Below are 9,031 nucleotides of genomic sequence, written 5' to 3'. Positions count from 1 at the left end.
GTGGCGCCAGCCGTTGAAGCGCCGGTGGCGAAAAAGAAGCTCAGCTATAAATTGCAGCGCGAGCTGGAAGCGTTGCCAGGCGAGATCGAAGCCATGGAACAGCAGATCGCCGCTGTCGAGGCGCAGATGGCTGATTCAGGCTTTTACCTGCGTCCGGCTGCAGAGACGGCTGCGGTGATCGCGCAACTGGCGCAGTTGCAGGCTGAACTCGACGTGATGGTCGAGCGTTGGGCCGAGCTGGATGCCTGATTGACCCTGCAATAAAAAAGCCCGGCTTCATTCGCATGAACGCCGGGCTTTTCATATGCAATGCGGTCAGTTCGATCCCCTGTAGGAGCGAGCTTGCTCGCGATGAACCTGAGAGCGCCGCGGGGCATCAGGTTTCCAGCGTCATCGTTGACGACCATCGCGAGCGAGCTCGCTCCTACAGGGGGCAGGTGTTGTCAGCTTTTGTTTTGCAGGCGCACCGCCAGCACATCGCAAGGCGCGCCATGCAGCACGTCGTTGGCGGTGGAGCCCAGCAGCAGTGCCAGGCCATGCCGGCCATGGCTGCCCACCACGATCAGGTCGCAGGTTTGCTCCTTGGCGAAGTGATGGATTTCCTGGCGTGGCTGGCCGTAGGTGAGGTGGCAATTGGAGCTCTCAAGCTCTGAGTATTTGTGCTTCAGGCGGTCAAGGCGCTCCTTGGCCTGATCGAACTGCTGCTGTTGCAATTGTGACAGGTCCATCGGCACGTCGCCGCCGAAGGCCATCGCCATCGGCTCGACAATGTGCACCAGTGACAATTTCGCGCCATTGCTCACCGACAGTTCGCGAGCGCGGTGGATCACAGGGTCGCACTCTTCGGTCAGATCTACAGCGACCAGAATATGGTTGTAGGGCATGAGGTGCTCCTCCTGAGGGTTGCAATATTGGTAAGTATGGCTGGTTTCAAGCGCATTGGTTCCAAAGTGACACAATGGGCTCATTCAAATTCGGGAGTACAGATATGACGGTCTGGATAGTGGTGTCAATCCTGCTGGTGGTGCTCAGCCCGCTGGCGTGGTTGCGCCCGTCGCGTGCCCAGAGTGGGCGCATCGCCCTGCGGATGGAGGCGCGGCGCATCGGCCTGGCCATGCAGTTGGCGCCTCAGGAGTGGCCGCATTGGCTCAGCCAGGAGCCGCCGAGCCCCTGCGCCCAGTACCATCGTCCGCGACGAGGCAATCAGCCGGCGTGCTGGAGTTACTGGCAAAAATCCCCGGGTGTCTGGGTGAATCAATGGCAGGAAATCTGTGAGGATCCGTCGCTGCTCAATCATTTCGAAAAATTGCCAGGCAATGTCTACAAGGTCGAGGCCGACAAACAATTGATCGCCTTGTATTGGGGTGAGAAGGGCGAGGCTGAGGTTTTGCAGCAGATCGATGCAACGCTCAAAGCCCTCGCCTGAACCCCGATCCCCTGTAGGAGCGAGCTCGCTCGCGATGGACGTGAACGATGATGCTTGAAACCTGACACCCCGTGGCGCTCTCAGGTTCATCGCGAGCAAGCTCGCTCCTACAGAGTACAGAGGAGCGCATTTGCCGTTTTTTTGCAGGCAATAAAAAGCCCGACATTCATCATCGGGCTGGAGTTGGCCAGGCAGGCCGGTAAAACGGTGTGGGCTGATCTTACGCTGGGCGTTCGCCAAAGCGTTCAACTTTTTCCCCTGGTTCCGCCAGCGTAGCTTGTTAAGCACGGGCTGCAGCGAATTAGGGCGACTTTTCTAACAATTGATCCTATGAATGACTTCGCATGCTCAAGCGTGTTTAAGGTCTTCGCAGTACGGATATGACCGGAAAGTCGCGTTTCAACCAGTGTTTCGGGCGATTGACAATTGTCGGAAATTCCGTGAAGGTGATGTACCCAAATCAAACGGGCGTATGAATTGAGCGTTTGTATTTCAGATCGCTCCTACAGAATCCCGACTATCGCGTTGGCGGGTGTGCCGGGGGAATGGGCGTAGCATTGACGATCAACGTCCCTGCCGAGCCATTCGCCTGCGTCCGACGTGTACTGTTCAGCTTCCATATCGTGGAGATCAGTTGATGATTTACGAAGGTAAAGCCATCACGGTTAAGGCTCTTGAAAGTGGCATCGTCGAACTGAAGTTCGACCTCAAGGGTGAGTCCGTCAACAAGTTCAACCGTCTAACCCTGAACGAACTGCGTCAGGCCGTAGACACCATCAAGGCAGATGCTTCGATCAAGGGCGTGATCGTCAGCAGTGGCAAGGACGTGTTCATCGTCGGCGCCGACATCACCGAATTTGTCGACAACTTCAAGCTGCCGGATGCAGAGCTTGTTGCTGGCAACCTCGAAGCCAACAAGATTTTCAGCGATTTCGAAGACCTCAACGTCCCGACTGTAGCCGCGATCAACGGCATCGCATTGGGTGGCGGTCTGGAAATGTGCCTGGCCGCGGACTACCGCGTCATGTCCACCAAGGCCAAGATCGGTCTGCCGGAAGTCAAATTGGGCATCTACCCGGGCTTCGGCGGTACTGTTCGCCTGCCGCGCCTGATCGGTGCCGACAATGCCATCGAGTGGATTGCCGCCGGCAAGGAAAACCGTCCTGAAGACGCGCTGAAAGTCGGTGCTGTCGACGCAGTGGTTGCTCCGGAAAAACTGCAAGAAGCCGCGCTGGAACTGATCAAGCGCGCCATCTCCGGCGAGTTCGACTACAAGGCCAAGCGCCAGCCGAAGCTGGAAAAGCTGAAGCTGAACGCCATCGAACAAATGATGGCTTTCGAAACTGCCAAGGGTTTCGTGGCAGGCCAGGCCGGCCCGAACTACCCGGCGCCGGTTGAAGCGATCAAGACTATCCAGAAAGCCGCGAACTTCGGTCGCGACAAGGCGCTGGAAATCGAAGCAGCCGGTTTCGTCAAGCTGGCCAAGACTTCGGCCGCACAGAGCCTGGTCGGTCTGTTCCTGAACGATCAGGAGTTGAAGAAAAAGGCCAAGGCCTACGACGAAATCGCCAAGGACGTGAAGCAGGCCGCCGTACTCGGTGCCGGCATCATGGGCGGCGGTATCGCCTATCAGTCGGCCTCCAAAGGCACGCCGATCCTGATGAAGGACATCAACGAGCACGGTATCGAGCAGGGTCTGGCCGAAGCCGCCAAACTGCTGGTTGGCCGCGTTGATAAAGGTCGCATGACCGCCGCGAAAATGGCTGAAGTGCTCAACGGCATTCGTCCGACCCTGTCCTACGGTGATTTCGGTCACGTGGACCTGGTGGTTGAAGCGGTCGTCGAGAACCCGAAGGTCAAGCAAGCCGTTCTGGCTGAAGTCGAAGACCAGGTCAAAGAGGACACCATCCTCGCGTCCAACACCTCGACCATTTCCATCACCTTGCTGGCCAAAGCCCTCAAGCGTCCGGAAAACTTTGTCGGCATGCACTTTTTCAACCCGGTGCACATGATGCCGCTGGTGGAAGTGATTCGTGGCGAGAAGTCCAGCGAGCTGGCCGTTGCCACCACCGTTGCCTACGCCAAGAAAATGGGCAAGAACCCGATCGTCGTCAACGACTGCCCGGGCTTCCTGGTCAACCGCGTCCTGTTCCCGTACTTCGGCGGTTTCGCCAAGCTGGTCAGCGCCGGTGTGGATTTCGTCCGTATCGACAAGATCATGGAAAAATTCGGCTGGCCAATGGGCCCGGCCTACCTGATGGACGTGGTCGGCATCGACACCGGTCACCACGGTCGTGACGTGATGGCTGAAGGCTTCCCGGATCGCATGAAAGACGACCGTCGTTCGGCCGTTGACGTGCTCTACGAAGCCAAGCGCCTGGGCCAGAAGAACGGCAAGGGCTTCTACGCCTACGAGACCGACAAGAAGGGCAAGCAGAAGAAAGTCGCCGACCCGTCGGTACTGGAAGTGCTCAAGCCAATCGTCTTTGAACAGCGCGAAGTCACCGACGAAGACATCATCAACTGGATGATGATCCCGCTGTGCCTGGAAACCGTGCGCTGCCTGGAAGACGGCATCGTCGAAACCGCTGCCGAAGCCGACATGGGTCTGGTCTACGGTATTGGTTTCCCTCCATTCCGTGGCGGTGCGCTGCGCTACATCGATTCGATCGGTGTGGCAGAGTTCGTTGCCCTGGCTGACCAGTACGCTGATTTGGGCGCGCTGTACCACCCGACCGCGAAGCTGCGCGAAATGGCCAAGAACGGCCAGAGCTTCTTCGGTTAAGCGCCCCCAACTAGAGTGAGAGTGAACTTATGAGCTTGAATCCTAGAGACGTCGTGATTGTCGACTTCGGTCGTACTCCGATGGGCCGCTCCAAGGGCGGCATGCACCGCAACACCCGCGCCGAAGACATGTCGGCGCACCTGATCAGCAAATTGCTGGAACGCAACGTCAAGGTCGACCCGAACGAAGTCGAAGACGTGATCTGGGGCTGTGTGAACCAGACCCTGGAGCAGGGCTGGAACATCGCACGCATGGCGTCGCTGATGACCCAGATCCCGCACACTTCGGCCGGCCAGACCGTCAGCCGTCTGTGTGGCTCGTCCATGAGCGCTCTGCACACTGCTGCGCAAGCGATCATGACCGGCAATGGTGACGTTTTCGTCGTCGGCGGCGTCGAGCATATGGGCCATGTGAGCATGATGCACGGTGTCGATCCGAACCCGCACATGTCGCTGTATGCGGCGAAAGCCTCGGGCATGATGGGTCTGACCGCGGAAATGCTGGGCAAAATGCACGGCATTACCCGCGAGCAACAGGACGCTTTCGGCGTGCGCTCCCACCAACTCGCCCACAAGGCGACCGTGGAAGGCAAGTTCAAAGACGAAATCATCCCGATGCAGGGCTACGACGAGAACGGTTTCCTGAAAACCTTCGACTACGACGAAACCATTCGTCCGGAAACCACCCTGGAAAGCCTGGCGGCTCTGAAGCCAGCGTTCAATCCGAAGGGCGGCACCGTGACCGCCGGTACTTCGTCGCAGATCACCGATGGTGCCTCGTGCATGATCGTGATGTCGGCGCAGCGTGCACAGGACCTGGGCATCCAGCCTATGGCGGTGATTCGCTCGATGGCAGTGGCAGGTGTGGATCCGGCAATCATGGGCTATGGTCCAGTACCGGCCACACAAAAAGCACTGAAGCGCGCGGGTCTGGGCATCTCCGACATCGACTTCTTCGAGCTCAACGAAGCTTTCGCCGCACAGGCCCTGCCAGTGCTGAAAGATCTGAAAGTGCTCGACAAGATGAACGAGAAGGTTAACCTGCATGGCGGCGCGATCGCCCTGGGCCACCCGTTCGGTTGCTCCGGTGCGCGTATCTCCGGCACTTTGCTCAATGTGATGAAGCAGAATGGCGGTACCTTCGGGGTAGCCACCATGTGCATTGGTCTCGGCCAAGGCATCTCCACCGTCTTCGAACGCGTTTAAGCGTCTCGTTGATGGAAGCCGGGGCCAAGTGCCCCGGTTTTTGTTTTTCCGGATTTATTTTGTTTTTATTTTGAAAGAATTTCAGCGAGGGCCAAAGCATGCCGATACAACCTGGGCTCTACCAACATTACAAAGGTCCGCAGTACCGCGTATTCAGTGTTGCGCGGCATTCGGAAACCGAAGAAGAAGTGGTCTTCTATCAAGCCCTGTATGGCGATTACGGCTTTTGGGTGCGTCCCTTGAGCATGTTCCTGGAGTCCGTCGAGGTTGACGGCGAACAGGTGCCACGCTTCGCTTTGGTGCAGGCCGAAGAAAGCCTTTTTACCAAGCCATAAGCTGAGTTCGCGCAATACCCTGCGCTTGACCTCACCTTGTTGCCACTATATATAGCGGTGCCGCGTCAGGCGCCAATCGCCTTTCACTTCTCGAATTCAGGAATTTTCTGATCCATGGGCAAATCGCTGGTCATTGTGGAATCCCCGGCTAAGGCCAAGACCATCAACAAGTATTTGGGCAACGAATACGTGGTGAAGTCGAGTATCGGCCATATCCGAGACCTGCCCACCAGCGGTTCGGCTAGCGCCAGCAAAGAGCCAGCCGCCAAGCGCGGCAAGGCTGCTGCGGGTGAAGCGCCGGCACTGTCGCCGAAAGAAAAAGCGCGCAAGCAGCTGGTCGCGCGCATGGGTGTCGATCCGGATCATGGCTGGAAAGCCAAGTACGAGATCCTCCCGGGCAAGGAAAAAGTCATCGAAGAGCTGCGCCGGCTCGCCAAGGATGCTGACACCATCTATCTCGCAACCGACTTGGACCGCGAGGGGGAAGCCATTGCCTGGCACCTGCGCGAAGCCATCGGTGGTGACGACAGCCGCTACAAGCGCGTGGTGTTCAACGAAATCACCAAGAAGGCGATTCAGGAAGCCTTCTCCCAGCCGGGCGAGCTGGATATCGACCGCGTCAACGCCCAGCAGGCACGTCGCTTCCTCGACCGCGTGGTGGGCTACATGGTTTCGCCGCTGCTGTGGGCCAAGATCGCTCGTGGTTTGTCCGCCGGTCGCGTGCAATCGGTTGCCGTGAAGCTGGTGGTCGAGCGCGAACGTGAAATCCGCGCGTTCATCCCGGAAGAGTACTGGGAAGTTCATGCCGACCTCGGCACGGCAAAAGGCGCGACCGTGCGTTTCGATGTGGCCCGCGAGAAAGGCGAAGCCTTCAAGCCGCTCAACGAAGCCCAGGCCATGGCTGCGCTGGAGAAGCTCAAGTCTTCCAGCTACAGCATCGTCAAGCGCGAAGACAAGCCGACCAGCAGCAAGCCGTCGGCACCGTTCATCACCTCCACCCTGCAACAGGCCGCAAGCAATCGCCTGGGCTTTGGTGTGAAGAAAACCATGATGATGGCCCAGCGTTTGTACGAAGCCGGCTACATCACCTACATGCGTACCGACTCGACCAACCTCTCGGTTGATGCCGTGGCGATGGCGCGTACTTATATTGAAGGCGAGTTCGGCAAGAAGTACCTGCCGGAAACCCCGAACGTCTACAGCAGCAAGGAAGGCGCACAAGAGGCTCACGAAGCGATTCGTCCCTCCGACGCCAATACCGAGCCAAGCAAGCTGTCGGGCATGGAGCGTGACGCTGAACGCCTCTACGAGCTGATCTGGCGCCAGTTCCTCGCTTGCCAGATGCTGCCGGCGCAATACCTGTCGACCACCGTCACCGTCGGTGCCGGCGACTTCGAGCTGCGCGCCAAGGGCCGCATCCTGAAGTTCGACGGTTACACCCGTGTCATGCCGCAAATCGCCAAGCCAGGCGACGACGATGTGCTGCCGGACATGGCCCAGGGCGACGCGATGAAGCTGATCAAGCTTGATCCGACCCAGCACTTCACCAAGCCGCCGGCGCGTTACTCGGAAGCCAGCCTGGTCAAGGAAATGGAAAAACGCGGCATCGGTCGTCCTTCGACCTACGCGGCGATCATTTCGACCATCCAGGACCGTGGCTACGTGGCGCTGCACAACCGTCGTTTCTACTCGGAAAAGATGGGCGACATCGTCACCGAGCGTCTGGCCGAGAGCTTCTCCAACCTGATGGACTACGGCTTCACAGCGGGCATGGAAGAGCATCTCGATGATGTGGCCCAGGGTGAGCGTGACTGGAAAAACGTGCTCGACGAGTTCTACGGCGACTTCAAGAAGAAACTCGAAGTAGCCGAAAGCCCGGAAAGCGGCATGCGGGCCAATCAGCCCGTCATGACTGACATTCCGTGCACCACCTGCGGCCGGCCGATGCAGATCCGTACCGCGTCGACCGGCGTGTTCCTCGGTTGCTCGGGCTACAGCCTGCCGCCGAAAGAGCGCTGCAAGGCCACCGTCAACCTGGTGCCGGGCGACGAAATCGCTGCGGACGATGAGGGTGAATCGGAGTCGCTGGTGTTGCGTGGCAAGCATCGCTGCCCGATCTGCAGCACGGCGATGGATGCCTACCTGCTCGATGAGAAACGCAAGTTGCACATCTGCGGTAACAATCCGGATTGCGATGGCTACGAAATCGAAGAGGGCACTTATCGCATCAAGGGCTATGAAGGTCCGAGCCTGGAGTGCGACAAGTGTGGCAGCGAGATGCAGCTCAAGACTGGCCGTTTCGGCAAGTTCTTCGGTTGCACCAATGCCACCTGCAAGAACACCCGCAAACTGCTGAAGAGCGGTGATGCAGCACCACCGAAGATGGATCCGGTGAAGATGCCTGAGCTCAAGTGCGAAAAGGTCAACGACACCTATATTCTGCGCGACGGTGCATCCGGTCTGTTCCTGGCGGCCAGCCAGTTCCCGAAAAACCGCGAGACTCGTGCTCCGCTGGTGATGGAAATCATCCCGCACAAGGACGAGATCGATCCGAAGTATCACTTCCTCTGTGAAGCGCCGAAGAAAGATCCGGATGGTCTGCCAGCAGTGATCCGTTACAGCCGCAAGACCAAGGAACAGTACGTGCAGACCGAAGTCGACGGTAAGCCGACTGGCTGGAAAGCGTTCTACGACGGCGGCAAGTGGGTGGTCGAGGATAAGCGTCCGGCGAAGACTGCCAAGGCTTGAAACTGTAGGAGCAAGCTCGCTCCTACAAAAGGCCGCATGGGAACTGCGAAGGCGTAGAATCGCAAGACCCTTGTAGGAGCGAGCTTGCTCGTGATGAGCCTGAGACCACTGCGGGGTGCCAGGCTTCCCGCGTCATCGTTGACGGCCATCGCGAGCAAGCTCGCTCCTACAGGACCTGCATGAAGCAATTATTTCGTTGTGGAGGCTGCCGTCATGGCCCACGAACTGTATACCCGCACCAATCAGAAGATTTATTTCGCCGGCTTGTCGCTCGAAGCGCTGGCCCGCACTGAAGAGGGGCGGGCGATGAATTCGCTGGCGCTGATCCAGGCCGGACGCGAATCCGCGCTGTTTCACCTGTACGGAGCGCTGTTGGGCCTGTGTCACGAAATCGCCGGTTTCTATCGCCTGCCTCAGGCCAATGCACCCCGTGCGGAGCTGTTGCTGACTCGCGAAGTGCTGGAAACCATCGCCATTCCGGAAATGGCTGAGCTGGTCGAGCTGGCCAATAACCCGGAGACTTGGCTAAACA

The 9,031-nt window shown here is 58.5% G+C and carries 7 protein-coding genes and 1 pseudogene; 7 read left to right on the top strand and 1 reads right to left on the bottom strand.

Annotation, left to right across the window (positions count from 1 at the left end):
* Positions 1–249, top strand: a pseudogene (locus PMI29_RS24600) (ABC transporter ATP-binding protein); the annotation flags it as partial.
* Between the two features lie 194 nt (positions 250–443).
* On the opposite strand, the gene PMI29_RS24605 reads toward PMI29_RS24600, so the two are convergent.
* Complete coding sequence (locus PMI29_RS24605; protein ID WP_007994705.1) at positions 444–884, bottom strand: universal stress protein; 441 nt, start codon at positions 882–884, stop codon at positions 444–446.
* Between the two features lie 104 nt (positions 885–988).
* Here PMI29_RS24605 and PMI29_RS24610 point away from each other — a divergent pair, with 104 nt between their 5' ends.
* The 6 genes from PMI29_RS24610 to PMI29_RS24635 form a co-directional block, all read left to right on the top strand.
* A complete protein-coding gene (locus tag PMI29_RS24610; RefSeq protein ID WP_007994703.1) occupies positions 989–1,426 on the top strand; it encodes a hypothetical protein in 438 nt (145 codons plus the stop codon).
* Between the two features lie 637 nt (positions 1,427–2,063).
* Positions 2,064–4,211: a fatty acid oxidation complex subunit alpha FadB gene (fadB, locus tag PMI29_RS24615; protein ID WP_007986359.1), complete on the top strand. Its 2,148-nt coding sequence runs from the start codon at positions 2,064–2,066 to the stop codon at positions 4,209–4,211.
* 29 nt (positions 4,212–4,240) lie between these two features.
* Positions 4,241–5,416: an acetyl-CoA C-acyltransferase FadA gene (gene fadA / locus PMI29_RS24620; protein WP_007986361.1), complete on the top strand. Its 1,176-nt coding sequence runs from the start codon at positions 4,241–4,243 to the stop codon at positions 5,414–5,416.
* A gap of 98 nt (positions 5,417–5,514) precedes the next feature.
* A complete protein-coding gene (locus PMI29_RS24625; RefSeq protein ID WP_007986363.1) occupies positions 5,515–5,751 on the top strand; it encodes a DUF1653 domain-containing protein in 237 nt (78 codons plus the stop codon).
* 114 nt (positions 5,752–5,865) lie between these two features.
* Positions 5,866–8,499 (top strand): type I DNA topoisomerase, encoded by a 2,634-nt coding sequence (gene topA / locus PMI29_RS24630; RefSeq protein ID WP_007994702.1) that lies wholly within the window; start codon positions 5,866–5,868, stop codon positions 8,497–8,499.
* Positions 8,500–8,712: 213 nt separating this feature from the next.
* Positions 8,713–9,031 (top strand): DUF6586 family protein (locus PMI29_RS24635; protein WP_007994701.1); only part of this gene is annotated, 319 nt, incomplete at its 3' end.

The organism is Pseudomonas sp. GM49, assembly GCF_000282355.1.
Lineage (GTDB): Bacteria > Pseudomonadota > Gammaproteobacteria > Pseudomonadales > Pseudomonadaceae > Aquipseudomonas.
Note: the sequence above shows the minus strand (reverse complement) of the source record. Positions and strands in the feature narration are given on the sequence as shown.